This window comes from Humisphaera borealis, assembly GCF_015169395.1.
GTDB classification, from domain to species: domain Bacteria; phylum Planctomycetota; class Phycisphaerae; order Tepidisphaerales; family Tepidisphaeraceae; genus Humisphaera; species Humisphaera borealis.
On record NZ_CP063458.1, the window covers coordinates 5,489,111 to 5,512,533 of the forward strand.

Annotated in this window: 22 protein-coding genes and 1 riboswitch; of the genes, 13 read left to right on the forward strand and 9 right to left on the reverse strand. The window is 62.5% G+C overall.

Annotated elements, in window-relative coordinates; genetic code table 11:
- Positions 1-6 precede the first annotated feature (6 nt).
- The 7 genes from IPV69_RS20590 (at position 7) to IPV69_RS20620 (ending at position 6,910) form a co-directional block, all read left to right on the forward strand.
- A complete protein-coding gene (locus IPV69_RS20590; protein WP_206291604.1) occupies positions 7-1,392 on the forward strand; it encodes an arylsulfatase in 1,386 nt (461 codons plus the stop codon).
- A gap of 164 nt (positions 1,393-1,556) precedes the next feature.
- Positions 1,557-1,964: a hypothetical protein gene (locus IPV69_RS20595; protein ID WP_206291605.1), complete on the forward strand. Its 408-nt coding sequence runs from the start codon at positions 1,557-1,559 to the stop codon at positions 1,962-1,964.
- Positions 1,965-2,093: 129 nt separating this feature from the next.
- The gene (locus tag IPV69_RS20600) at positions 2,094-2,810 is read left to right on the forward strand and encodes a hypothetical protein (RefSeq protein ID WP_206291606.1); all 717 of its coding nucleotides are present in this window, start codon (positions 2,094-2,096) and stop codon (positions 2,808-2,810) included.
- A 196-nt stretch (positions 2,811-3,006) separates the two neighbouring features.
- Positions 3,007-3,918 (forward strand): RluA family pseudouridine synthase, encoded by a 912-nt coding sequence (locus IPV69_RS20605; RefSeq protein WP_206291607.1) that lies wholly within the window; start codon positions 3,007-3,009, stop codon positions 3,916-3,918.
- A gap of 194 nt (positions 3,919-4,112) precedes the next feature.
- Positions 4,113-4,410: riboswitch (cobalamin riboswitch) on the forward strand.
- Between the two features lie 226 nt (positions 4,411-4,636).
- Positions 4,637-5,128: a PEP-CTERM sorting domain-containing protein gene (locus IPV69_RS20610; RefSeq protein WP_206291608.1), complete on the forward strand. Its 492-nt coding sequence runs from the start codon at positions 4,637-4,639 to the stop codon at positions 5,126-5,128.
- 103 nt (positions 5,129-5,231) lie between these two features.
- On the forward strand, positions 5,232-6,080 hold the full coding sequence (locus IPV69_RS20615) for a hypothetical protein (RefSeq protein WP_206291609.1): 849 nt from the start codon (positions 5,232-5,234) through the stop codon (positions 6,078-6,080).
- Positions 6,074-6,910, forward strand: coding sequence for a type II secretion system protein (locus IPV69_RS20620; RefSeq protein ID WP_206291610.1), 837 nt, complete (start codon positions 6,074-6,076; stop codon positions 6,908-6,910). Before IPV69_RS20615 ends, IPV69_RS20620 begins: the two co-directional genes overlap by 7 nt.
- Before the next feature lie 56 nt (positions 6,911-6,966).
- Here IPV69_RS20620 and IPV69_RS20625 read toward each other — a convergent pair whose 3' ends face one another.
- The 4 genes from IPV69_RS20625 to IPV69_RS20640 all read right to left on the reverse strand — a co-directional run bounded on the left by IPV69_RS20625 (position 6,967) and on the right by IPV69_RS20640 (position 11,492).
- The gene (locus tag IPV69_RS20625; protein ID WP_206291611.1) at positions 6,967-7,539 is read right to left on the reverse strand and encodes a peroxiredoxin family protein; all 573 of its coding nucleotides are present in this window, start codon (positions 7,537-7,539) and stop codon (positions 6,967-6,969) included.
- A gap of 88 nt (positions 7,540-7,627) precedes the next feature.
- Entirely contained in the window at positions 7,628-7,978 is a 351-nt protein-coding gene (locus tag IPV69_RS20630; protein ID WP_206291612.1) for an STAS domain-containing protein, read from the reverse strand.
- 238 nt (positions 7,979-8,216) lie between these two features.
- Positions 8,217-10,922 carry an endopeptidase La gene (lon, locus tag IPV69_RS20635; protein ID WP_206291613.1) on the reverse strand — a complete coding sequence of 902 codons (2,706 nt, stop codon included), beginning with the start codon at positions 10,920-10,922 and terminating at the stop codon, positions 8,217-8,219.
- A 138-nt stretch (positions 10,923-11,060) separates the two neighbouring features.
- Entirely contained in the window at positions 11,061-11,492 is a 432-nt protein-coding gene (locus tag IPV69_RS20640; RefSeq protein WP_206291614.1) for an Hsp20/alpha crystallin family protein, read from the reverse strand.
- Between the two features lie 312 nt (positions 11,493-11,804).
- Between IPV69_RS20640 and IPV69_RS20645 the strand changes: the two genes are divergently transcribed.
- Positions 11,805-14,177, forward strand: coding sequence for a hypothetical protein (locus IPV69_RS20645; protein ID WP_206291615.1), 2,373 nt, complete (start codon positions 11,805-11,807; stop codon positions 14,175-14,177).
- A gap of 256 nt (positions 14,178-14,433) precedes the next feature.
- Here IPV69_RS20645 and IPV69_RS20650 read toward each other — a convergent pair whose 3' ends face one another.
- Genes IPV69_RS20650 through IPV69_RS20660 form a run of 3 tightly spaced genes read right to left on the reverse strand, consistent with a single transcriptional unit; the run spans position 14,434 to position 16,741 of the window.
- Complete coding sequence (locus IPV69_RS20650; RefSeq protein ID WP_206291616.1) at positions 14,434-14,793, reverse strand: hypothetical protein; 360 nt, start codon at positions 14,791-14,793, stop codon at positions 14,434-14,436.
- 20 nt (positions 14,794-14,813) lie between these two features.
- Complete coding sequence (locus IPV69_RS20655) at positions 14,814-16,172, reverse strand: prepilin peptidase (protein WP_206291617.1); 1,359 nt, start codon at positions 16,170-16,172, stop codon at positions 14,814-14,816.
- Positions 16,173-16,225: 53 nt separating this feature from the next.
- Positions 16,226-16,741, reverse strand: coding sequence for a shikimate kinase (locus tag IPV69_RS20660; protein WP_206291618.1), 516 nt, complete (start codon positions 16,739-16,741; stop codon positions 16,226-16,228).
- A 256-nt stretch (positions 16,742-16,997) separates the two neighbouring features.
- Here IPV69_RS20660 and IPV69_RS20665 point away from each other — a divergent pair, with 256 nt between their 5' ends.
- From IPV69_RS20665 to frr, 3 genes are all read left to right on the forward strand, one after another.
- Entirely contained in the window at positions 16,998-17,735 is a 738-nt protein-coding gene (locus IPV69_RS20665) for a CorA family divalent cation transporter (protein ID WP_206291619.1), read from the forward strand.
- Positions 17,736-17,786: 51 nt separating this feature from the next.
- Positions 17,787-18,518, forward strand: a complete 732-nt coding sequence (pyrH, locus tag IPV69_RS20670) for a UMP kinase (RefSeq protein WP_206291620.1) — start codon at positions 17,787-17,789, stop codon at positions 18,516-18,518.
- A 74-nt stretch (positions 18,519-18,592) separates the two neighbouring features.
- Positions 18,593-19,153 carry a ribosome recycling factor gene (gene frr / locus IPV69_RS20675; protein ID WP_206291621.1) on the forward strand — a complete coding sequence of 187 codons (561 nt, stop codon included), beginning with the start codon at positions 18,593-18,595 and terminating at the stop codon, positions 19,151-19,153.
- Positions 19,154-19,256: 103 nt separating this feature from the next.
- Here the strand turns inward: frr and IPV69_RS20680 are convergent, their stop codons facing one another.
- Positions 19,257-19,493 carry a Trm112 family protein gene (locus IPV69_RS20680; protein WP_206291622.1) on the reverse strand — a complete coding sequence of 79 codons (237 nt, stop codon included), beginning with the start codon at positions 19,491-19,493 and terminating at the stop codon, positions 19,257-19,259.
- A gap of 104 nt (positions 19,494-19,597) precedes the next feature.
- A complete protein-coding gene (locus tag IPV69_RS20685; protein ID WP_206291623.1) occupies positions 19,598-20,104 on the reverse strand; it encodes a hypothetical protein in 507 nt (168 codons plus the stop codon).
- Positions 20,105-20,651: 547 nt separating this feature from the next.
- Here IPV69_RS20685 and IPV69_RS20690 point away from each other — a divergent pair.
- A complete protein-coding gene (locus IPV69_RS20690; RefSeq protein WP_206291624.1) occupies positions 20,652-21,461 on the forward strand; it encodes a GNAT family N-acetyltransferase in 810 nt (269 codons plus the stop codon).
- A 36-nt stretch (positions 21,462-21,497) separates the two neighbouring features.
- Positions 21,498-23,270, forward strand: a complete 1,773-nt coding sequence (gene polX / locus IPV69_RS20695; protein ID WP_206291625.1) for a DNA polymerase/3'-5' exonuclease PolX — start codon at positions 21,498-21,500, stop codon at positions 23,268-23,270.
- The last annotated feature ends 153 nt before the right edge of the window (positions 23,271-23,423 follow it).

Sequence of the window (23,423 nt, forward strand, 5' to 3'; positions counted from 1 at the left end):
ATTGCGATGCGGATCTGGATCGGGTTGGTCGTGTCGGTGGTGGCAGTCGGTCTGGCAACTTCCAGCCCCGCCGGTGCGGCGGAGAAGAAGCCCAATATCATCTTCATTCTGTCGGACGACGTCGCCCAGGGGGACCTCGGCTGCTACGGGCAGAAACTGATCAAAACGCCGAACCTCGATCGGATGGCGGCCGAGGGAACCCGGTTCGAGCAGGCGTATTGCGGTACGAGCGTGTGCGCGCCCTCGCGATCAAGCCTGATGACGGGGCTGCACATGGGGCACTGCCCGGTGCGCGCCAATCGAGAGATTCAGCCGGAAGGGCAGTTCCCGCTTCCCGCCGGGACGGCGACAGTCGCCCAGTCGCTGAAAGCCGCCGGTTATGCCACCGCGACGGCCGGCAAGTGGGGCATGGGCATGTTCGACACCACCGGCAGCCCGTTCAAGAAGGGAATGGATCACTTCTTCGGCTACAACTGCCAGCGACACGCACACAGCTATTTCCCGACGTACCTCTACAACGATGACAAGCGGTTCGAACTGCCCGGGAACGATGGCAAAGGGATCGGGCAGACCTATGCACAGGACCTGATCCAGAACGATGTCCAAGCCTGGCTTCGCAAGCACAAGGATCAGCCGTTCTTCCTGTTCTATGCCATTACGTTGCCGCACGGCAGGTTTGAGATCGACAAGCTCGGACAGTACGAAAGCACGAACTGGACGCCGCAGCAGAAGACGTACGCCGCCATGGTCAGCCGGCTGGACAGCGACGTCGGCGGGGTGCTCAACGTGCTCAAGGAACTGGGCATCGACGACAATACGATCGTCTTCTTCGCCGGCGACAATGGCTCATCGTTCGACCCGAAGTCGGAGATCGGCAAACACTTCGACCAGACCATTGGCGGAAAACTGCGCGGTTTTAAACGCGGCATGTATGAAGGTGCTTTGCGGCAGGCCGCACTGGTCCGCTGGCCGGGCAAGGTGCCGGCCGGCCGGGTGAGCCAGGATCCCTGGGCGTTCTGGGACTTCTTTCCGACGGCACTGGAACTTTCAGGGGCTGACGCACCCAAAGACGTGAAACTCGACGGCAAGTCGCTCGTTTCGTTCCTCAAGGGCGGCGACGCGCCCAAGCGTAACTACTTTTACTGGGAGCTTCACGAAGGACCGAAGTCCATTCAGGCGATCCGCTTCGGCGATTGGAAAGCGGTCCGCAATGGACCGAGCGCACCAATCGAGTTGTACGACCTGTCCGTCGATGTCGCCGAGACGAAGAATCTTGCCGTCAGTAAGCCCGATCTCGTCGCCAAAGCCGAGAAGCTCATGAAGGAAGCCCGGGTCGATGATCCGAACTGGCCGATGAAGGACGGGAAGGCGGGAACGCCGAAGAAGAAGTAGCAGGACTGATGACCCGCATTCACACCGATGCCGATGGGGAGCCGGTCGGGACCCGACGCGGGACTCCTGGTTTGTCGAATCGCGTCTGCGCCCCTACACAATCTCGGTTCGTTCGCTAGATTATCCGCTTCATTGCAGACCGCGACGGACAGCAAAGGAGCGACATGGCGACCGCGACGGCGTTTTATGCCACCGGCAAGGTGACGGCAGTCAAGGATGGCAAAGTGATCTTTGCCCCGACCGGCACGAATTACGAACTGGAACTGGTCAGCCCCAAGTATGCCGGACCCACCGGCAAACCGGTGAAGGCGATCATTCGCGTAAAGGCCCGCAAGGTATGGACTGTGCCCAGCGGCGGGAACTTCATCACGCCTATCTTTGGCCCCCCCAAGATCATCCAGGGCCGGGTCCGCTCCCTCGACGCTCGCACGCTGGTCATTCAGGCCGGGACGGCGATTACCGTCGATCTGCCCGACGAAGACATCGTCTTCGACCTCGCCAATGGCGCCATCAGCGAAGGCGTCATGGTCAATGTAACGGCATTTGCTGGTGGGACGTTTGAGCTGGTGTAGGGGTACTCAATGGGGAGGAGATGAGACCCAGAGGCCAAGAGACGCAGTGACGAAGCGCGTACGGATGTTTCGCCAATTTGTCGCCGGCTCGCTCCGACACTGCGTCTCTCCCCTCTTCCAATCACACCAATGATCGTTCGTATCAACCAGATCGACATCTCGAGGATCGACGCCGACGGTGGTTGGCCGGCTGAAACCTATGCCGGGGCGATTCAGGGCAACTGGCCGGCTGACGCCCGGGCTTTCGAGTTGCAGATCCTCTCCCAGGACGAAAAACAGCAGCCATTGACCGACGACTTTCGTCAGCAGCAACTCCGACAGATGATCCCGCAGGCGGCAATCGCACTGACGACGGGGGACCGGCCCGCCGGGTCGGCCTCCGAAGCGCCGATCGTTTTGCGCCTCGATGGAAAAATCGCTGCGGAAGAACTGCTGCCCGTGTGGGGGATGCTGACCGAGCCCGATGGGTCCGGGCAGTACGGTTTCGGTCCGACGGTCAAGATAGCCGCCGAGCCGACAGACGCCTGGGGATCTGTACGGATCGTTCCGTCCTGGAAGCGGCTGGCGTCGGCGTGCGCCGATACGAGCATCGGACTGGAAAGTTCTGTCAGACTTCGACTTATGGCTATTCCGACGCTGTTCGTCCCCGAGCTTGTCGATGTTTCCAGCATAGATGACCCGCGATGGGAACATCTGCTGAGCGAATGCCAGTTCTATCTCGGGACGACCCCGGGACTTACCGCACTACAGCTCGTTGTTCGCCGCATGGAAGCGGCGCAGGTCAAGTCCCGGGTGATGCAACGCCTGATCGCAGTCGCCAGAGGCGAACCGGCCATTCCGGACTAGCCCTTGAAAGAACGGCGCGGACAATTTGCGCCGCGCTAACAACTTTCGTTTCTCGGCTTGGTAAGAATACGCACACAGCTCGTGTGATCCCAAAAACATTAAGCAGTTCAAAGTAGAGAAGGGCTCTGGCCGTCGCGTGGGTGAGGCCAGGGCCCCATTTCTTATTTCCGGCGTTCCCGTAGACTCGCCGGCCCACGTGACGTTATCCGACTGGCTCATCCAACAATTCCCCCACGCCAAGCGCACTGCATTGCGCCAGATGGTGGACGACCGCCGGGTCCTGATCAACGGCAAACCGGCAACTCGATTCACCGCCGTCATGGCCGTCGGTGATCGGGCCTCTGTCATCGACCGACCGCTGCCGGGGATGGATCCTCGAATGCCAAAGGGCGATCGCGCCCGCAAGCCGACCCTGCGCGAGTCACGGCATTACGACATTGTTTTTGAAGACGACGACATCCTGATCGTCTACAAGCCGCCCGGTTTGCTGACCAGCACCGTACCCAATGAGCCTCGGCCGACACTGCTGGCGATGATCCGGGACGATCAGGCGCGGCAGAATCTGAGGGTGCGGGTCGGGCTCATTCATCGGCTGGACCGCGACGCCTCCGGGCTGCTGGTCTTCTCGAAGACGGATGAAGCGTACCAGTCGCTCAAGTCGCAGTTCTTTCACCATGCCGTCCAGCGCGTGTACCACGCCGCCGTCCGAGGCAAGCCCAAGCCTGCTGCGGGACGAATCGAGACACGGCTTGTCGAGCGCGCCGACGGGCACGTGTACTCGACGAAGCAGCAGGGGCGCGGCGACCGCGCCGTGACCGACTATGAACTGGTGCGGACCGTCGGCAAAGTGTCGCTGGTGCGCGTGACACTGCACACCGGGCGAAAGCATCAGATTCGCGTTCACATGAGCCAGAAGAACTGGTCCATCGTCGGCGACGCGATCTACGGGCACGGCGAAAAATCACCACCGGAAACGGGCCTGATGCTGGTGGCGACAAAGTTGGGCTTCCAGCACCCCGGCACCGGCCGCCCGGTGAGTTTTGAGATTCCGCTTCCTGAAGAGATCGCGGCACTGTTCCCGGAACCGCAGAAGCCGACCGATTCGTGATTGCCGACCGAACGGCTTCACTGAAGACGGGCCCGATTACCCGTGACTGTACCGCCGCTTCACTTATCCACAGCATTCAACAGCCCGCCGGGTGTCGACAAACATCGACTTCTGCACGACTTGGAAGTCAGAACCAGGTGCACCTGTGTTCAGAACTTTCATTCGCGTTGACGCGCCGGCATTTGCCTGTATCTTCCGATTCGCAAGCGAAAGGTGTCCGGACACGGCCGAGGAATCTGCCGCCGTTCGGCTGAATAGGGAAGTGTGGTGACTCGGTGTAGGCCGCTTGAGGGCCGGAATGCCGGGGATTCCACCGCGGACGCGCCGCCGTGAAGGGTGGGCGAATACCGGAAGCAGGGTCGTGAAGATCCCTCGCCGGTCTCGCCAAGCGTTCGGCCAACGAAGTCACTGCCGACGGGAAAAACCCGTGGCGGGAAGACGGCCGACGTGATCACCCTGAGCCGGAAGACCTGCCTGTCGTTTGGTGTTCGTCCTCGCGACCCAAAGGACTCAGCACCGGGCAGGCCCCTGTTCCATCGACCCCGGACAGACACGCCACCCGGTACTTCGTCGCGAAGGACCGGGTGTTTTCGTTTTCAGGATTGGGGTTTCGCGTCGCCAGCGGGCGACGACCGTCCCGCGCGAATCGGGACAGGGAGCTATTGTGAAAGGTCTGATGTCTCGGTCCGTTGTCCCCCGGGGACGACGGCGTTTTCTCGTGCTTCTATCCCTGGGCAGCCTTGGGGCCGCGACGGCCGCAACCGCGGCACCGATCGCCGTCGGCACCGGCGACGAATCGGCGACGGTGGTGCTCAACTTCTCGGACGGGGCGACCTTCGATTTCCTCGTCAATTACGCCGGGCCGACCACCACCGGCGAGCAACTGCTGCGAACCATCGACACGTTGCCGGGGTTCACGCTTGACGCACCGGGCACAGGCGGATCGTTCTTCATCTCATCCATCGCCTACAACGGGCATACCGACGGACCGACCTACATCCCGCCCGAAGGCTGGTGGCACTACTGGACCGCCGACTCCGCCGGCGCGAGCTGGACGTTCTCGTCGATCGGCGCGGGCGTTCGCACGATCGACAACGGATACGTTGACGGCTGGGTGTTCGGCTCGGCCGCCGCGCCGGTTCCGGAACCGGCGTCGCTCGGCCTGATGGGTGTCGCCACCGTCGGGTTGCTCGCCCGCCGACGCCGCTGACCTCTGTGCACACTGTCGTTGTCGGCCGGGCCGCAGGGCCTGCGGCCCGGCCGACAATCTCTTCGAACCGAAGGCACGACCGATTGCCGCGAAACGGATTTCAATGAGACGATCAATTTCTGCAGTTCTCTTTGCCGGCGCGGCAGCCGTCTTTGCCCTGCCCGCCATGGCATCGCCTTTTGCGACGTCTGTCGTTTCGACGACGGGCTTCCCGGTAACGCCGGGGCTCTACACCGATCCTTCCGCGGTCCTGGGCAAGCCGACCACGATGTATCACGATGCTCTGAACGGCATCGACTATCGCTCGTCGGTCGTCGCCGCGCCATTTGGGACCGCCACCGACCAGGCAACCTCGATCGTCACCACGCTCAACGCCGGACAGTCGATCGTCGTTACGTTCGACCACGATGTCGAGAATGACACGAAGAACCCGTTCGGCGTCGATTTCATCGTGTTCGGGAACTCGTTCTTCACCGGATCGGCCGCTGTCACGCCGACCAGTGACATGGGGCAGATCAGCATCCTTGCCGGCGTCAACAGCGAGGCGGTGACCGTGGAGGTTGCTCAATCCCTCGCCGGCCCGTGGTACAGCTACTCCACCCGCACCGGCGACGGATTGTTTCCGACGCAGGCGTATACATGGGACGGAGCCAACAACGCGTGGGGTGCTGAATCGGACTTCACAAAACCGGTCGATCCGTCGCTGGGCGACGCCAGTTTCGTCGGTAAGACCGCCGCCGAAGCGATCGCGCTCTACAACGGGTCGGGCGGCGGGGCGGGGTTCGATCTGACCGACAGCGGCTTTGCCTGGATTCGCTACATCCGGCTAAGTGGAGACGGCGGCGACGTCGATGCGATCGCCGATGTGACGGCCGTGCCCGAACCGGGAGCCGTCGCTTTGGCGTTTGCCGCCGGTGGGTTGCTCTTACGTCGTAGAACGCGCCGATGCTGAAAGGCTCTTGTCCGACAATCTCCGGCCGCCGTTCGGGCATCCTGCCCTCAACCGCGCGCGATCGCGGGGGCTTCACCCTCGTCGAACTGCTGGTTGTTGTCGGTATTGTTGCCGCGCTTGTGGCGTTGATCCTCCCGGCGATGGGCCGGGCCCGAGACAGTGGTCGCTCGACCCTTTGTCTTTCCAATCTTCGCCAGATGGCGATCGCGGCGCAGGCCTATGCCGGCACCGGCGACCGTCGCTATCCGATCGCCTACTACACCGCCATCACGCCGACGACGATCACCAGCTACAACTGGGACTTCACCCTGACGCGATCGCGAACGCCCGGCAGCACCTGGACGGTCAAGCCCGGCCTGCTCTGGGCGGCGGGCGGTGTCCCGGTCGCGGCGGGCGGCGATGCACTGGCCGTCCAGCAATGCCCGGCGTTCGAAGGCGCCTCCAATTCCGGGGGCGACCCGTACACCGGCTACAACTACAACACCAGCTACATCGGCCACGGCGAGCATGAGGCCATCCCGGCACCGGCTCGCATCAGCGACATCAGGAAACCCGCGACGTGCGTCCTTTTCGGCGACGGCGGATTCGCCGCCGGTGCCAACAAGTTCATGCGTGCCCCCTGGCCGAATCCCGGTGATGCAGGGTTCCAGGGCCGATGGGCCGGGACGCAGGCGTTCCGCCATCGCGGTCGAACCAATGCCGTCTTCGCCGATCATCACGCCGAGTCATTCGACGAACGTTTCACCTCGACCGCACCGGCCGACGTGGGGCGCATCGGTGCCGGGACGGGATTTCTGTCGATCGACAACACGATGTACAAGCCGGATTAAGCAGGCGGGGTTATGAGGCTGATGCGATTCGACGCCGGGCACACCGACCGACGAGATCAGGCAAAATCCATCGCGGTCGCCGCCATCCCCTGAACACCCGCGGGGCTCGCCTGAGCGGTGACCGCGAGCGTCGCGAGCACGCCCATGATCGTGCGAATCGTCGTCCGCTTCTTGTAGTTCCGATCGATGCTGCGGAAGCGAACGACCCCCTGGTTATCGATCACGAACACACTCGGGTGCGGCAGAACGCTGCTGCCGCCGAGAAATCCGTTGCGTGTCCCGAAGTGGTCGATGACCTGTCCGCCGGTGTCGCTGAGTATTGTGAACGTGAGTCCCAGTTCCCGGGCCATTGCGGCACCGGCCGACGGCGGTTCGGGACTGATGGCGACGACCCGCCCGCCGGCTTCTTCAATGCGCTTGAGATTCGCCTGCAGTTTGCAGAGATATCGCCGGCAGTACGGGCACCAATGGCCGCGATAGAAGACCAGGATCAACCCGCCCACCGGAAGTGCATCAAAAGGTCGAAAGGAGTTTCCGGCGATATCGGGGATGACAAAATCGGGAGCGGGCAGCCCGACGCGGGCGGACTCCAGGCGTGTCGCGGGAATGGTCGGTCCGTCAGTGCTCACGATAAAGATACTGCCGAGCGCTCGGAAGATTTCACCGGAATCAGAATATTCTATTCCCAGGATAGGCTTTCAGGCGACTGAAAATCGCCTACGCGCCCTTGAGGACCTCGGCGGCCGTGGGTTTGATCGACAGGATCTTGTCAAGCCGGGTGATCTTCAGCAGTTGCAGCAGGGAAGGGCCAACGCCGCAAAGCGTGATCGAGGCCCCTTTCGTCTGACCGACCTTCTTGTTCAGCGTCAGAATGATGCCGACCGCCTGCGAGGACAAGTATTTGACCTTCTGGAAGTTGAGCAGGAGCTTCTGAGGCTTGGTGGAATCGACCAGGCGATAAAGGGCTTGGCCGATGGACTCGAGTTCGAGCGGGTTCATCAGCGACTCCGTCGTGAAGTCGACAATCGAATAGCCCTTTTCAGTGCGTTCGGTGAAAAACGGTTCCATAGTCAGAGTTTCCTTCCGGAACCTTCAGAATACGACAGACCGCCGCGAAGTTCCACGCCGACTACGGACTATTGCTTTGCCGCCGCAGGCAGTGCCCGGTCAGGAGCGGGAATCCTGATCTAACGCGGTTCTCACGACGGTGTAGCGGGTTAGGCATCTGTGGTGCGAGCTTCAGCCTGCACATTCAGTTTGCAGAAGCCCTCACCACAACAAGTCCGTTACACCAGCCCGAGATGCCTCACTTTCGCGCGCGTGTTGTCTTTTTCGACTTTGCGGATCCGTTCGTTGCCGCGCGAGCCGGTTGGGATTTCGGCTTTGGCACCAGTGCGAACTCCATGACCTGATCGACATTCTCGACAAAGTGCCATGTCAGCCCTTCGCGCACTTCCTGCGGAATGTCGGGCATGTCCTTCTCATTTCGCTTGGGAACGATGACCTGACGGATACCCGCCCGCTTGGCCGCGAGCGACTTCTCCTTCAAGCCGCCAATCGGCAGCACCAGGCCACGCAGGGTGATCTCGCCGGTCATCGCGACGTCCGACCGCACCGGACGATTCAGGAACAGCGAGGCGAGCGAGGTAAACATCGCCGTTCCGGCGCTGGGGCCGTCTTTTGGCACCGCGCCAGCCGGGACGTGCAGGTGGACGTCACTCTCGGCGAGCAGCTTGGGGTCGATTCCCAGCGCGACGGCGCGCGACCGGACCAGGCTGAACGCCGCCGTTGCCGACTCCTTCATCACGTCGCCGATCTGTCCGGTCAGGGTGATACCGCCCTTGCCCGGCATGCGCGTGGCTTCGATGAAGAGAATCTCGCCGCCGAAGGGCGTATAGGCCATTCCTGTCGCCACCCCGGGAACACTGGTTCGCTGCGCCAGCTCCGGTTCGAAGCGGCGGGGGCCCAGGATCCGGGTGACGTAGTCGCGGTCAACAACGAACTTGCCCGCTTCCGGTTCTGACTGTGCCGCTGCGGCGACGGGCAATGCGGTGGCCGTCTTCTCGCGGAGCGCCGCGTCAGACGTTGTGACTTCGGACTGGGCCGTATGCCCGTTGGAGACGTGCACGGCCTTTCGACCTTTTGCCGGCCTCGCGTTGGCGCTGGCATTGGAGGCGTCGGATCGCGTCACGAGTTCGGCCGCAATCGCGCGAGCGACCGACCCGATGTTGCGTTCCAGGTTCCGCACGCCGGCTTCCCGCGTGTACCCCTCGATGATCCACTTGAGCGCCTCGTCCTTGAACTTCACCTGGGGGCGCGTCAGGCCGTTGGCCTCAAGCTGTCGGGGGACAAGGTACTGCTTGGCGATGCTCAGTTTGTCGGTCTCGGTATAGCCGGGGATGTCGATCACTTCCATGCGGTCGCGCAGCGGACCCGGCACGGTGTCCATCGTGTTGGCGGTTGCGATGAACATGACCTTTGACAGGTCAAAGGGCACGTCGAGGTAATGGTCGGTGAAGGTGTGATTCTGGGCGGGGTCAAGCACCTCGAGCATCGCGCTGGCGGGGTCGCCGCGGAAGTCGTTGCTCATCTTGTCGATCTCGTCCAGCATCATCACCGGGTTGCGCGTGCCGGCTTTGCGAAGTTCGGCGATCAGCCGACCGGGCATGCTGCCGATGTAGGTTCGGCGGTGGCCGCGGATGTCGGCTTCGTCCCGCACACCGCCCAGCGCCACGCGGATGAACTTCCGGCCCATTGCTTCCGCGATGCTCATCCCAAGCGACGTCTTGCCGACCCCCGGCGGCCCGACGAAACAAAGGATCGCGCCGCCGCCCGACTTTTTCTGATCGCCCAGGCTTTTGCCTTCGGCAAGCGCCTTGGCTTCAGCAGTCTTTTTCACCTCGCCGAGCAGTTTGCGCACGGCCAGGTATTCGACGATGCGGCGTTTGACCTTGTCCAGGTCGTGGTGATCGCGATCGAGGATCTTGCGAGCCTCGATCAGGTCGATCTTATCGATGGTCTCCTTCGACCAGGGCAGCTCGCTCACGATCTGCAGCCACGTCCGGATGACGCCATACTCCGGCGACGCCGACGGGATGGATTCCAGCCGCGCCAGTTCGCGGTCGGCCTCTTTGAGCACCAGTTCGGGAAGGCGGGCTTCGTCGAGCTTCGTCCGGAGCTGCTCGATTTCCCCGCCGCCCGCGCCGCCTTCAGATTCGCCCAGCTCCTTGCGGATCGCCTTGAGCTGCTCGGTCAGGTAGTAGCGTCGCTGGCTCTTATCGATGTTTTCTTTGACCTGCGACTGGATCTTGTTCTGGAGTTCCAGGACGTCGAGCTGGGTCGCAAGCCGGGCGGCGATCAGGCGCAGCCTGTTCTCGACGTCGAGCTCCTCCAGCATTTTCTGTTTATCAGTGATGTCCCCCTTTTCGATCGGCAGGTTCGCCGCCAGGAAATCGGCCAGCGCCGCCGGCTGCGTGATGCTGTTCAGCACCTGCGCCGCTTCTTCGGGGGTGTTGGGAGAAAGCTCGATCACGCGGTTCGCCTGCTGACGGACCGAAGCCACGAGCGCGTCCAGCCCCTGCGAGGGGACCAGGATGTCTTCGAGAACCTCGATCCGACCCAGGGCAAAGGGCTCGGTCTGGACCAGCTCCAGTAAACGGAAGCGCGTCAGCCCGTGCACGATGATCGATTGGTTGCCGTCGGGCATCTTGAAGAGCTTGAGGATCATGCACGCGACGCCGATCGAATGGAGGTCTCCCGCACCGGGGTCCTCCAGTTCTGGGTTGCGCTGCGTGCAGACGCCGATCAGCTTCTCGCCGGGCATGACTTCGTCGAGCAGCGCCTTGCTCTTGGGCCGGCCGACATTCAGGGGCATGACGGTGCCGGGAAAGACGACGATGTTACGGATCGGCAGAAGGGGGATGATGTTCGGCAGCGTGAGCGTTTGGCCGTTGGACCCCGTACGGATGGTTGTCGCTTCAGGCGTGCGTTCGATGATCTGGGTATCGGGCATTTCGCTTCAGCAGGCAGATGGCAGCAGAAGGCAGGCAGAAACACGTCGTCGAATGATTTGTGCAACGCGTTCGACCGTTCGCCGGCCCGCGCTGTTCCGTGTGTTCTGCCCGCAGACGCTGCGGATTGCCTACTCCTCCTAAGTTCTCGGAATCTCAATCCAGAGCATGCCCTGGCGGTAGTTGGCGACGATGCCGTCGCGATTCGCGTCGGGCGGCAGTTCCACGACCCGACTGAAGGGGCCGTGGTCGATTTCCATCAGATGCACCCGGGCGCGCTTCTGGGCCGGATCGCTTTCTCCGGGGACGTCAGGAAAATCGGGACTGGGCACCAGCCGGCTCCCTTTGAGCGTCAGCCGCTGATTGACGACCTCGACGTCGATTTTTTCCTTGTCCACCCCCGCCAGATCGACGCAAACGAAGTAAGAGGCAGGGGTTTCGTAAAGGTTGACGTTCGGGGTCCAGGTGTCGGACGAGTAGACGACAAACCCCTTCTGGAGCGGGTCGGTCATCTTCCCCGCGCCGCGGCCCAGGTGGCCAAACAAACCTTCCGAAGCGGTTTCGATGGGCATAAGCCTCCTCAGAAATCAGAACCGGCACATGATACGACCGATCGGGGGATTTGGCGCGGTATTGCCCCGGATTGCGCCGCATGATTTCCGTCCGGCAGACTTTTCTTTGACTTCATACCCCGCAATCGAGACAATCCCTTTGGCGAGTGAGGTTTGGCGACAGATTGCCCGTACCCTTCCCGGTCGCCCCCGAGTTGCCACTCGGCCGGGTCAGCCCGGCTCGGTCAGCCCGTTTTGTTGCAGAAGCTGATCGGTGACTCTTCCCATAGTCGTCGCGTCCACTTTGGTTTGTGCACCTGCGGAGAAGCATTGATGTTCGCACCTTGGAAACGAGGCAGTCGATCGGCTCTTGTGCCCGCGTCGTCGCGCTTGCAGTCGGCCGTTTTTGCCTCGCTGGCACTTACCGGCCTGGGCGTTGTCGGCTGTGATACCGAGTCGCACAAGGCCGACAAGGCTCTGTACGCCGCTGTCACCAAAGCCGCCGAGAAGACCCCAACCCGGACCGACGCCGAGCCCGTAACCACTGCCGTTCAAAAGGCGGCGATCACCGACGCGCAGAAGGCCGTCGCCGCGTTGACGCCCCTGAGCGCGGTCGATGCCACCAAGCCGGAAAGCATGGGCGACTGGAAGGCTGCCGAACGCGGCTTGAACTTCCGCCAGCGCGAAGCGATCGCAACCGCCCTGCGCTCCATCGCAATCGAAGACCGCAAGGCGCTGATTGCCGCAATGGACGAAGCGGCCAAGACCGCCGGCACGACGCCGGAAGCCCAGGTCGATCCGCTGGTCCGGCTGGCAACCCTCGAGGCGGCCGTCGGTGACGCGATCGCCCGCGAGGCGTCGATCCACGAGGTCGAAGCCGCTCGTGTCGTGGAAGAAATCCACCGCCTGCTCGGCCAGGTCAAGCTGAACAACGCCCGCGTGGCCGCCTACAACCTCCGGAAGCCGACCGCGATCGAAGAGGACCTGGACAAGAAGAAGGCACTGATCGCCGGCACCGCTCCCGACTCGGTCTGGATGGGCACCGATCCGGCCGTGATGCCCGCCGGATCGCGCGTCGACGCCGAGGCCGCCAAGGCACAGGCCGATCTCGATAAGGCTAACGAAGAACGCAAGGCCGCCGTCGAAAAGGCGACCAAGCTGCGTCAGGACGCCGCCGGCCTGGTCGAAGAAGCCAAGAAGGACGCCGGCGAAGTCGCGTATAACAAGCTGATCGAAGCATCCAAGCAGAATCAGCAGGCCACGATGCTCGACTTGGACATCCAGGCAATCGACGGCCGGATCATGAACGCCCAGCACCAAATACAGGTCGCCCAGTCCCGCAAGCCGGCGATCGACGAAGCCGTCAAGCTGATGGAAGTGCGCAAGCAGTTGGAAGCGGATCGCTGGAAGTCGGTGCAGGACCTGGTGGCCCTCGTCACCGCCGAGACAAAAAAGGTCGTACAAGGTGAAGACGCTGGCGGCCGGCCAGCCTCGATTCCATCGGAGGCCACCCTCACCAAGCCCGGCGATGGTCCGTCGTCGCGCCCTGCGACCCTGGCGGAACTGGCCAAGATCAATGCCGACAACAACGTCGTCTCCAAGCTCGACCAGCTACGCCAGGCAGTGGCGGCCGCCGACGAACTGTACGGTCGATCCAGCGACATGTATCAGACTGCGCTGAAGCACCTCAAGGACGCCCGCGATGCCGCCAAGGGTGCCTCGGCCACGTTGAAGGAACGCAAGGGGCTGCTGGGGCCCAAGGCCCCTGACCGCACGGCGTTCGACCAACGGATGGACCTGCTGGACGAATCGCGGTTCGCATACCGCGACGCCGAGATCCGCCAGCGGCTCGCACGCGTCTATGCCGACAAGGCAATCGGCCTGGCCGTTCGGGCAGACCTCCGAAACCTGGCCGTCCCGATCATCCAGGCCGGGGGAATCGACCCGGCCCCCGAGGCCGTCACCGCATTGCCTCAGCGGGCGGAAGTCGATGAGGCGGTCAAGAAGGCCGACACCGCGTTTGCCGAAGCGAGCAGCGCCCTCGACCCGTTCTTCGCGTCGGCTGATGGCGGCGAACCGCCGCTGTACGACATCCAGAAGGTCGATTCCACGCGGGGCGTGCATACCAAGGCCGCCCGGGAACTCCTGATAAACACCGCCTACGCGCGTTCGCGCGTGCTGGCGCTGACGGGGGACAAATCAGCCCCGGACAAGCTGACGGTTGCCGTCGAAGTCGCCAAGGCCTACCGGCGGGATTACGACAACGCGTTGCCACGCCATGCTCCCGAAGAAATCCTGACAAAGCTCGGCGTCGCACCGACGACCCAGCCCACGCTCCGCCCCGCGACGCTGCCGTCAGCGCCGACAACGGCTCCCTCGACCGAGCCTTCGACGGGTCCACTGTTTAATCCCGACGGAACGCCTGCGACGGCCCCGACACCGACGCCAACACCGGCCACGGCTCCAACGCCGACCGACGGCACGACCCCAACGCCGCCGCCCGCCCCGACGGATGGTACAACGCCGACCCCAACCCCCGCGCCGACCGACGGAACAACACCCGCGCCGACGCCTACACCACCGCCAACTGACGGCTCGACCCCCACGCCGCCACCAGCCCCGACGGATGGTGCAACGCCGGCCCCGGCACCCGCGCCTGCACCGGCCGACGGTGCGACCCCGGCACCAACACCGCCACCTCCGTGATGGTTTGCCGGTTCGGGAGGCACACCAAGGCTCCCGCGGGATGATTGGTTCAAACAGAAGGTTGTGGTGCAGGCTTTCCGGCGCGCGTCCGCAGACGTGCAGCTTGGAAAAACTGCGCTAATCTGTTTGCGGTATGCGTGTACCGACGTGTTCCCCGCCCGAGCCGGTTTGTCATTGAACAGCCAGCGATCGGAGTGCACCTCCGGTGCGACCGCTAAACGAGCAGCACGACACGCGATGAGAACCCGCGGGGGCGTCAAACGGTCGGTGCTGCCCCGTCCCCTTTGGTCTTGGTTTGTAGCATCCCTGCCTTCTCTTTGAGCTGGGTGAACTCCTGTTCGCGTTTCTCGACCGCCTGCCTCTGTTTGAGCTCGCGAATCTGGGCGATCGTGCGGAACGTCGTACGGATCAGGATCGTTACGACCACGCCGGAGATGAACGCGATCAGAACCAGCTTCAGAACCGACGTCGTCACCTCGCGCCCGGCACCGAAGAAGAACCAGAGCTTGGCCGTTTCCTCGCTGTTGTTGATCGCAAAGAAGCTGAGATAGATGACCGCGAGCGAGACGGCGACCACCTTCGACCAGATCTTAAGTTTGAGCCAGAAATCGGCCATTGCAGTCCTCGTTCGATGATCTACCCGCCAGCGATCTGACGCACAAAAAGCCCGAGTCCGCCAAGGCCCGGAGCCATCCACTCGGCAATCGGGCAGTAACATAACAGCACCGCCGCCGATGCCATACCCAGGTAGGGCCCGTAAGGCAGTTCGCGGCTCTTGCCGGTGATAAGCAGGTAGAGGGCGGTGAGAATGCCAAAGAACGGCGCGATGAAGAACGCGACGGTCGCCGGCCCCGCACCAATGATCGCTCCGACCCCGAACATGAGGTCCACGTCGCCCAGGCCCATCGCCTCGCGGCCGAATGCCATCGATCCCAGGATACGCGTCAACCAGACGACCAATCCCCCGATGAGTGCGCCGAAAAGCGATCCGAGCAGACCGCTGACCCATTGATGCGCGACGGCCGACTCCCACGCCGCGGCGATGGGCGCAACCCGCACCGTCAGAAACCAGGCGAGGATCGCCAGCAGCATCGGCGGGATGAGGAACGCCATCTCCTTGCGCATCTCCGCGCGAACTTCCTTTGCGGAGTATTCCCGAATCGGCTGCTCGTCGTCCCTGGGTTGCTTGCTCTCGTGGTCGACGGCGTTCTTCTTCTTTTTGGCCTCCGACGCTTCTGAGACGGCCTCGGCCTCCAACGCTTTTCGCTCGACATCCAGCAGTGGAGCGCCTTCGTCAAAGCTCCGCCGCAGCACGCCCGCCCTAAGCAGGATCAGGCTCAGGATGAGTCCGAGCGTCCCACCGACCGCCAGCGCGGCGGCGGGGGATGGCGTGCCATCGGCCAGCACGACGCTGAGCGCGCCGCTCAGTCGTGGCCCGTCGAACGCGGTGTGAACACCCACGCCCAGCACCGCCAGGAGCAGCGGAATGGTGGGTGGAATGATGAACAGTTCGGCGTCGATCAGGCTCGCGGCGAGCAGGGCACTGATCATCGCCAGGTGCAGAAGAAAGATTGGCGCTTCCGGTGGCCGATACAGGCCGATCGCAGAATCGCTGAACAGGCCTGTCGGCACCGGGGCGCACGGGCCGACCTCCATCATGTAGTACATGACGTAGTAGAAGACGAACAAAAGCGCGGTGACCGCTTCGACAATCGGGTACCGCATCGAGATCGGTTCCCTGCAGAACCGGCATTTCCCGCCAAGTTTGATCCAGCCGAGAATAGGCACGTTGTCGTACCACTTGAGCTTCTTATCGCACTTGGGGCAGTGCGAAGGCGGATCGGAAAGGCCCATCAACACATACCACGGCTGTTTCCAGAGCGGCGTGCCGTCTGGAGCCGTGATCCGCGGCAGTCGCCAGACGACGACGTTGAGAAAGCTGCCCACGCAGGCACCGAGCAGGAAGAGGAAGAAGATGTAGAAGGGGTGGGGCAAGGTCTGAGGCGTAAGGATGAAGGAAGAAGGCGGAAGGATGAAAACCTTGGGCTTTAGAGCATTCGTGCGATGTAGACGGTCGCATCTTCGGGGGACAAGTTGGTGACATCCAGCTCTGCGCTCATCGTCGCACGGTAAATGGGCTCGCGCTCGGCGAGCTTCGCTCTGACCTCTTCTATTCCTCCGCCCAGAGTGCTGAGCGCCGGTCGGTTCGCGGCAGTGGCCGGGTCGCCCTGGATGCGACGGTGCAGTTCTTCCGGCTCGCACCGAAGGTAAATCACCTTATGACCGCGGTCATGAATGGCCTTGCGGTTTTCCTCCCGAAGCACCGCGCCGCCGCCCAGCGCGACAACTTGTTCATCGAGCATTGCCAGTTCGCGGACGACCAGTGTCTCCCGGTCACGAAAGCCGACTTCACCTTCGGCTTCGAAGATCGCCTTGATGGTCATACCCGCCTGCTTCACGATCAGCTCATCGCTGTCGAGAAATGTCTGCCATAACCGGTCGGCGAGCCTGCGCCCGACGGTCGACTTGCCGCTGCCGCGATATCCGATCAAAAACACACTCATCCGCAGGGATTATCGGCTTGAACCAGGAAAAGTCAGTAGGCCGAGCCGCATCTCATGGCCTTTAAGTTTGATGGGATATGCCTGGAGTAGCACCGCGTCCATTTGCTCCGGCCTGGAATCCATGGACGGGTCTGTTCCAAGGAGAGATCGGCGCTAAGCGTCCAAAGGCGTCGGATTCTCAGGGTCCTGGAGCCTCTGCGACATTCTTCGGTAACGGCTGTTGACCCCGAAGCCCTGCCGGGCTTCCAATCGCGGCATGATCGAAAGCATTCGGCTGGCCGGGTGGACGCTTCCGGAGGCCATGACCAAGCGGCTGGGTGAGCGCGTCGGCCGACAGCGGGCGATGACCGCTGACGGTCATCTGCTGATCATCCTTCATGCTTTGCCCGCCGAGAACGACTTCGAGCGTCAGCCCCGGCTGTTCTGGCGATCGCCGACCGGCGAATGGCGGTCGCTCACGTCCTCGATCGACGGCTTTCAGTCCCTTCGGCGTCATATCGACGAGTTCGCCAAGGCGATCGAAGCACTGGAACAGGGCGTTGAAACGTCGACCGATGCCGATGCGTTTTACAAGGTTCTCCTGAAGGTCGCCCCGATCCACCGCACGGCCCGAAACATGCACGCGACACTGCAGCAGGCGCGGGAACTGGTCGAAGATCGCGACATTATTACGCTGCGTGATCGTGCCGGCGAAATCGAGCGTGCCGCGGAACTGCTTCACGCCGACGCGAAAGTAGGCCTCGAATACTCGGTGGCCAAGCAGGAAGAGGCCCAGACCCGCGCCAGCCACGAGATTGCCGAGGCAGGGCACCGACTGAATCTTCTCGCGGCGGTGTTTCTCCCACTGACCGCCCTTGGAGCCGCACTCGGCATGAACTTGCGGAGCGGCCTGGAGAACGCGATGTCTCCTTGGCTCTTCTGGGTGGTGCTGGCGACGGGACTGGCCGTCGGATTCTACCTGCGATCACTGTTCGTGCGGGGCCGTCGAAAGTAGCGCGACGCCGACGGCTTACTTTGAACCCGGCGATCCGTATAATCCTCCACCATGCCAGAAAACGCTCCGCGCTCCTACAAACGTATTCTTCTCAAAATCTCCGGCGAAGGCTTCTGCCACGAAGGCGGCTTTGGCATCGAAGCCGGCGAACTCAAGAATATTGCCCAGCAGTGCGTCGATATCTGCAAATCCGGCGTTGAACTGGCAGTGGTGGTTGGCGGCGGAAATTTCATCCGCGGAGCGACATTCGCCGAAGACGGCCATATTCCCCGCGCCACTGCCGACTACATGGGCATGCTCGCGACGGTGCTGAACGCCCTGGCCCTTCAGGAGACCATGGAGGCCCTCGGCCAGCCGACGCGGGTGATGTCGGCAATCAGCGTGCACAGCGTCGCCGAACCCTTCATCCGTCGTCGTGCGGTTCGTCATCTGGAGAAAGGCCGCTGTATCGTTCTCGCCGCCGGGACCGGCAATCCGTTCTTCACCACCGATACCTGCGCCGCGTTGCGAGCCCACGAAATCGCGGCCGACGTCATCCTGAAGGCGACCAAGGTGGACGGCATCTACGATTCGGACCCCAAGAAAAACCCCAACGCCAAGCTTCTGACCAACGCCAGCTACGCCGAGGTGCTCGAGAAGCAGCTTCGCGTGATGGACCTGACGGCGATCACCTTCTGCATGGATTATAAGATCCCGCTGGTGGTCTTTAACCTTCGCAAGCAAGGCAACATCGCGCGCGTCGTCGCCGGCGAAAACATCGGGACGAAGATCGTCCCGGTCTGAAGTCTTTGAACGCCTTCTGCCGACTGCCTGCCGCCTATTGCCCACTGCATACTATTTCCGACGAGGAGCCTCAAATGCCTGCCGACGACATCATGATGGACTGCGAAGAGAATATGGAAAAGGCGATCGAGCACCTGAAGCACGAGATGCGCACCGTGCGCACCGGTCGAGCCTCGCCGGCAATGGTCGAAAACATCCGCGCCGAGTACTACGGCACACCCACCGAACTGCGCGGCATGGCGGCGATCAGCGTCCCCGAGGCGACGCAACTGCTCATCAAGCCTTTCGATGCGGGCAGCCTGAAGTTCATTGAAAAGGCGATCAACGACGCGAAGCTTCCCATCACCGTTCGCAATGACGGCAAGACGCTTCGGCTCATCCTGCCGGCGATGTCGCAGGAAGTCCGCAAGAAGATGGTGTCGCAGGTGAAGGGGTTCTCGGAAACTGCCAAGATCCACATCCGCAACGCCCGCCGCGACGCCAACAAGCTCGCCGACGCCGAGCAGAAGGGCGGCATCCTGACCGAAGACCAGGGCGCCAAGCTCAAGGAAGACATCCAGGAACTGACCAAGAGCTACGAAAGCAAGGTGGATGAAGCGATCGCAAAGAAGGAAAAGGAAATCATGGAGGTGTAGGGTCCGCCTTGGCGGACGCGTCCGCGAAAGCGGACCCTACGGTCAGATCGTCGCGACCCACCTCCCCACTCATCGAACGCGTCCGCCAAGGCGGACCCTACGGTCAGGTCGTCTGCACGCCCTCCGCGATCAGCTTAGCCCGCAGTTCGTCCAAAGTTGCCACGCCCGCCGGCAGCTTCGCCTCTTCCATCAGCATCACGGGGAATCCTTCACGGATCGGGTAGCGCAAACCGCCGACCTCGGCGACCAGCTCGTCCCCTTCTTGCTGCAGTCGGCTGCGGGTAAAGGGGCAGCGGAGAAGATCGAGAGTTTCGGCGTCGATGTTGGCGGAAGTGGGCATGGGGTTTTCGAATTCTGACGTCAGTTCGTGGCACGCCGCGAAGGCGTTCAGCCGTACACCGGCTGTCGACTGCGCGACGAAAGGGATCGCCTGCGATACAAGGGCTACCGCCTGCGCCACGAATATAGCGCGTCAGCGAGCAGGATCAAACTGATGCCCGACAATCGCTCGGGTTGATCGACCGCGGCGGCGTGCACAAGTCCCTCAGCCATCAGGTGCGTATCCGCGTTAATGAGGAATGCCGACAGTCCCCATGGCTGATTCGTCGCGTGGTCGGGTTGGGTTTCGTTCATGTGGAACCTGGCCGCACGGGACGCCGAAGCCAGCAGGTCCGGATCGCCGGTCTGCAAGCCAAGACTCGCGACCGCATGGGCGATCTGCAACTCATGGAACCAGAGCGACTCCAGGTTGTCGGAACGGGATGCCAGCAGATAGGTGCCATCCGAGTTTTGCCGCCCGGCGACAGAGCGAACCGCGCGGACAGCCGTGCGAACGAGTTGATCGTCGTGCAGCAGTTCCGCGCCGGCTAGCAACGCGACCGCTTTCCAAGCAAGACCGGCCGCCGCGTCGCCGTTGGAGGCGGAAATTGCACTCGGCTCGAACGACGACACGCCCACTCCGATTTCCGCCCGAAGCGAGTCGATCTGTCGGACGGCTGACTCGGCCTCGGTATCCAGAAGTACGCGGTCTGATGCCCGCAGCGCCTGAAACGCCGAGTACCAGAGCAGTCCCGAATACGCAGAACGGCAATGCCCGGCACGATCGACGATGACCGCGTCGTCCGGCTCGGCGTTGGTCGCCAGCAGAGGTTCGAGCCACGCGAAGATCGCTGATGAATCCGGTGCCGCGTTCAGCGCCGGCCATGCCGCGCGCGCTCGACAGCAATTCGATCAGGCGGCGCGTCCTGGAACGCCGACGCGCTCGCTGTCAACGATGCTACACCTGTTTCCAAAACGCTGCGCAATCTGTCTAACACTGGGATTTCTGCAGTTTTCACACCTTCTCCGCTTTCCCCAGCGAGCTTAGTATCCGCCGACCAACCATGCATGCCCGTCGGGGGACCGATCCGGGCATTGCGAATCGCTGAAAGGGCTCGTCCGGGGACACGTTGTAATGCATTACGTTGATTCAGAGTACAGCGAACTACTTTCATTATTGATGAGGAAAACGATCGACGGCTCGGCCAGATCTGGCCGGCGCGTTGTCAGCGTTGGACCCTTCGCCGCCGCGCTGCACGAGACCGACGACCTCATCTGGCTCAGTTACGCACTTCCGTGGCCCGGTGCGGCCCGGGAACGGTTCTCGCGGCAGGACCTTGTCGAGCTTCGCAGGCTGTTCCGCGAAGCCGGCCGCGTGCTGCGGTTTGAGTTCTTCGAACCCCTGCACCCCTGGCTGGCCGCGCTGCTGGCGCAGAACGATTTCAAGCTTCAGGCGGCTCAACCGCTGATGCTCTGCGGCCCCGACGATCTCCGACCGGACAGGCTTCGCCTTCGACCGGCCGACGGCGAAGAGGTCGAAGTCTGCGACCTTTCGCCAGACGATTCCAGCGATCTCATCGGCCAGTTCATGGTGGTCTCCAAGCTTTGCTTTAACGAACCTCCCTACGTGACGCCGCAGGAACTGCAAACGACGCGCGAAAACCTGCTCAATGGCACTTATCGCTCGGCTTACGCGAAGGTGCGGGGCGTGGTGGCCGGCGTCGGCTCGATTTCGCCGGCGAATGACGAACTGGTCGGCATCGGCACGCTCGCGCCGTTTCGGCGACAAGGCGTTGCCTGCGCCGTCAGCAGCCACCTGCTCGCGTCCCGCTTCCAGGCCGGTTCGCCCCTGGCATGGCTCAGTGCCGGCGACGAAGCCGCCAAATTGCTTTACCAGAAGATCGGCTTCCGGATGGTGGGCATGCAACTGAACTACATCGACGACAGCTGGGACGGCCGAACGCGCGCAAGCGTGCCCAGGCCACTCTGATTCTCGATCGAACCACACCGCGTTACACTCCCTCTCATGTCCCTCAACAACGACCTCTCCGAGCTGTTCAAGAACTTCAGCCGGCTGATGGAGCTCAAAGGCGAGAGCGTCTTCAAGGTGATCGCGTTCCAGAAAGTCAGTCGAATTCTCAACGACATGACTTTCGACATCCGCCAGGCGTTCGAGAAGGGCGAACTTGATTCCATCGAGGGCATCGGCGAATCCAGCCGTCGTATCATCTCCGAGTTCATCCGCACCGGACGAAGCACCGAGTTCGATGAAGTCGCGACGACCGTCCCGGCGGGGCTGCTTCCGATGCTCGATATCCAGGGCCTGGGGCCCAAGACCATCGCGCTGTTCTGGAAGGAAAAGGGCATCACCAGTGTGGACGCACTGGTCAAGGCGATCGACGACGGGTCGCTCAAGGGCCTCAAGGGGGTCGGCGATAAGAAGTTGCTTGGCATCAAGGAAGCGCTCGAACGGATGAAAAACGCCTCCGGTCGCCTGCGCATCGATGAGGCGATGTCGATCGCGACCGACTTCGTCGAGCGGCTTCGGAAACTGCCCGAGGTCGCTTATGTCGAATACGCCGGCAGCCTGCGCCGGTCCAGGGAAACGATCGGCGATGTTGACCTGATCTGCTCCGGCAAGTCGCCCGACGACGGCGAAGCAATCGCGAAGGTGTTCACCCAGTTTCCCGAAGTTTCCAAGATCCTCGGGCAGGGCACGACCAAGGCCAGCATCCTGACAGCCCGGGGTTTTCAGATCGACATCCGTATTGTGCCGCAGGAAAACTTTGGCGCGGCGCTGCTCTATTTCACGGGGTCCAAGGAGCACAACGTGCGGCTTCGCGGCCGGGCAATCGACCAGGGCATGACCCTCAACGAGTGGGGCCTCTACAAGCAGACGGATTACGACAAGGCGCAGAAAAAGACCGGCGAAGCCCCCGACGCAAAACCAGTCGCGAGCAAGACCGAGTCCGACGTTTACAGGAAGCTCGGTCTTCAGTTCATCGCGCCCGAGATGCGCGAAGATCGCGGCGAGATCGACGCCGCCGAGACTGACACGCTTCCGACGCTGATCGAGCTGTCTGATGTCCGCGGCGACCTGCACTGCCACACCACCGCGTCCGACGGCCGGCACACGATCGAGCAGATGGTCGAGGCGGCGATCGAGATGGGCTACGCGTTCTTGGCGATCACGGATCATTCCAAGAGCCAGGTGCAGGCGCACGGCCTGAGCGTTGAACGTCTGCTGGCGCACGTCAAGGCGATCCACGACGTGGGCCGCAAGTACAAGGAGATCACCCTCTTTGCCGGTTGCGAAGTGGATATTCTCGCCGACGGTCGGCTCGATTACGAGGACGAAGTATTGGCTGAGCTCGATTTCATCGTCGCCAGCCCGCACCACGCGCTGACCCAGAACGAAGCCAAGGCGACCGACCGTATCGTTCGGGCGATCGAGCACAAGTATGTGAACGTGATCGGCCATCCGACGGGCCGGCGGGTGGAGGTTCGTGCGCCGCTGCCGCTGCAGTTCGACCGCGTCTTCAAGGCGGCGGCCGCCGCCGGCACGGCACTTGAGATCAATGCCAACGCCGATCGGCTCGATCTCAATGACGTCAATGCCCGGGCGGCGGCCCAGGCCGGCGTTAAGATCTCCATCAATACCGACAGCCACGACATCGCTTCGTTCCCCGACATGCGATACGGCATTGGCGTCGCCCGTCGGGCGTGGCTGACGGCCGGCGACGTTATCAACTGCATGGACGTCAAGGCGCTCAAAAAGTTCATCGCCGCCAAGCGATGACGGCCGCTGAATGGTCGAATCCACATTGCGGCCGGGCTGCGGTATAAGGAACATCCAAACCGCCATGGGGCGATCGGGCTTCGGAAAACTGCGGGATGTCCGCCGCAACTTTTCACCTCCCCGATCGTCCATTGTTTCACGGGGGCCGAGGGG

Bases quoted from the DNA above. Each gene is read 5' to 3' on its own strand.
- IPV69_RS20620 (WP_206291610.1), top strand. From the start codon at position 6,074: ATGCTGAAAGGCTCTTGTCCGACAATCTCCGGCCGCCGTTCGGGCATC.
- IPV69_RS20650 (WP_206291616.1), bottom strand. From the start codon at position 14,793: ATGGCCGATTTCTGGCTCAAACTTAAGATCTGGTCGAAGGTGGTCGCC.
- frr (WP_206291621.1), top strand. From the start codon at position 18,593: ATGCCTGCCGACGACATCATGATGGACTGCGAAGAGAATATGGAAAAG.
- IPV69_RS20590 (WP_206291604.1), top strand. From the start codon at position 7: ATGCGGATCTGGATCGGGTTGGTCGTGTCGGTGGTGGCAGTCGGTCTG.
- IPV69_RS20600 (WP_206291606.1), top strand. From the start codon at position 2,094: ATGATCGTTCGTATCAACCAGATCGACATCTCGAGGATCGACGCCGAC.
- IPV69_RS20665 (WP_206291619.1), top strand. From the start codon at position 16,998: ATGATCGAAAGCATTCGGCTGGCCGGGTGGACGCTTCCGGAGGCCATG.
- IPV69_RS20680 (WP_206291622.1), bottom strand. From the start codon at position 19,493: ATGCCCACTTCCGCCAACATCGACGCCGAAACTCTCGATCTTCTCCGC.
- IPV69_RS20615 (WP_206291609.1), top strand. From the start codon at position 5,232: ATGAGACGATCAATTTCTGCAGTTCTCTTTGCCGGCGCGGCAGCCGTC.
- IPV69_RS20595 (WP_206291605.1), top strand. From the start codon at position 1,557: ATGGCGACCGCGACGGCGTTTTATGCCACCGGCAAGGTGACGGCAGTC.
- lon (WP_206291613.1), bottom strand. From the start codon at position 10,922: ATGCCCGATACCCAGATCATCGAACGCACGCCTGAAGCGACAACCATC.
- IPV69_RS20630 (WP_206291612.1), bottom strand. From the start codon at position 7,978: ATGGAACCGTTTTTCACCGAACGCACTGAAAAGGGCTATTCGATTGTC.
- IPV69_RS20690 (WP_206291624.1), top strand. From the start codon at position 20,652: ATGAGGAAAACGATCGACGGCTCGGCCAGATCTGGCCGGCGCGTTGTC.
- IPV69_RS20640 (WP_206291614.1), bottom strand. From the start codon at position 11,492: ATGCCCATCGAAACCGCTTCGGAAGGTTTGTTTGGCCACCTGGGCCGC.
- IPV69_RS20660 (WP_206291618.1), bottom strand. From the start codon at position 16,741: ATGAGTGTGTTTTTGATCGGATATCGCGGCAGCGGCAAGTCGACCGTC.
- pyrH (WP_206291620.1), top strand. From the start codon at position 17,787: ATGCCAGAAAACGCTCCGCGCTCCTACAAACGTATTCTTCTCAAAATC.
- IPV69_RS20645 (WP_206291615.1), top strand. From the start codon at position 11,805: ATGTTCGCACCTTGGAAACGAGGCAGTCGATCGGCTCTTGTGCCCGCG.
- polX (WP_206291625.1), top strand. From the start codon at position 21,498: ATGTCCCTCAACAACGACCTCTCCGAGCTGTTCAAGAACTTCAGCCGG.